Source organism: Paenibacillus hemerocallicola, from assembly GCF_006265175.1.
GTDB lineage: Bacteria > Bacillota > Bacilli > Paenibacillales > NBRC-103111 > Paenibacillus_AB > Paenibacillus_AB hemerocallicola.
The window spans coordinates 1-1278 of record NZ_VDCQ01000150.1 but is presented as its reverse complement, the minus strand read 5'-3'; the positions used below and the strand labels follow the sequence as shown (position 1 = coordinate 1278).

The window sequence follows — 1278 nt, the reverse complement described above, 5'->3', positions numbered from 1 at the left end:
TATAATGCTCCCATAGGTTGAGACACGGGAGGTTAAAAAATAAGTTATAATGAGACCATGGAAAAACGAAACCGATATACCCCAGAGTTTAAGGCGAAGGTAGTGCTGGAAGTCCTGCAAGAGCAGCAGACGGTGAACGAGATCGCCGCGAAATATGAAGTCAGCCCGGTGATGGTAAGTCGGTGGAAAGCGGAGTTCATGGAGCGAGCATCCACCGTGTTTGACAAGAAGACCAGCGAAACCGAGAAAATGAAAAAGGAGTACGAGAGCAAGCAAGAGCATCTCGAGAAGCTGGTCGGCCAACTCACGGTAGAGGTCGACTGGCTCAAAAAAAAATCTGGCCTCAAATGAATCCCTTGAATCACGTAAAGCCATGGTTGAGCGTGAGAGTAAAGACATTAACATCAAGCGTCAGGCTGAGCTGCTGAGTGTGAATAGGACGAGCATCTATCGTCCTTCCAAGGAACAGCAGATGAGCGAACTCAACATAGGAATCATGCATCGGATCGATGAAATCTATACCAAGCATCCGCATTTTGGCTATCGAACCATGACCGCATTCCTACGGGATCGAGGGTATGCCATCAATCGAAAGCGTGTGCGTCGACTCATGAGAATCATGGGGCTAGAAGCGATCTACCCGAAGCCCAACTTGAGCAAACGGCTTCACGCCAAATACTGCCGGCCCTATCTTCTGCGAGGCCTTACGATTGATCGTCCGAATCAAGTCTGGGGTATCGACATCACCTACATCCGCATGGGAAAAGGCTTCATGTACTTGTTCAACATCATCGATTGGTACAGCCGAAAAGTCATCGATTATGAACTGTCCAGCACCTTGGAAAAGGGATTTGTTCTCAAGTGCCTGAAACGTGCTTTCAGCCGCTGCAAACCGGAGATTATGAACAGCGATCAAGGCTCCCATTTTACCAACGCTGCCTACCTTGATCTATTGGCTCAAGAAGACGTGAAAGTGTCCATGGATGGAAAAGGACGAGCCACCGACAACAGCCGAACAGAGCGGTATTTCAGATCGCTCAAGTACGAGTGCATTTATCTGAATGAATTTGAAGACCCTCGCGCGCTGCGCAAAGGGATAGCTCGCTATGTCCAATTTTACAATCAGGAGCGCCCGCATCAATCTCTCCATGATGGGAAGCCTGATCAATTCTATGCTCATAAAGTCGAGAATATCGCATCCTAATTTACTTGATTACGAGAATGGAGGACATAACTTATTCATCAATAATTCGTGTCTTGACAACGGGGGGCATTACA

The 1278-nt window shown here is 47.7% G+C and carries 1 protein-coding gene; it reads left to right on the top strand.

The features are described from left to right. The first annotated feature begins 57 nt into the window (after window positions 1-57). Window positions 58-1204 (top strand): IS3 family transposase gene (locus tag FE784_RS40500; RefSeq protein WP_139607974.1). Its coding sequence is split into 2 segments (ribosomal slippage): window positions 58-329 and window positions 328-1204, totalling 1149 coding nucleotides; the frame shifts between segments, so codons are not numbered across the junction. Window positions 1205-1278 lie beyond the last annotated feature (74 nt).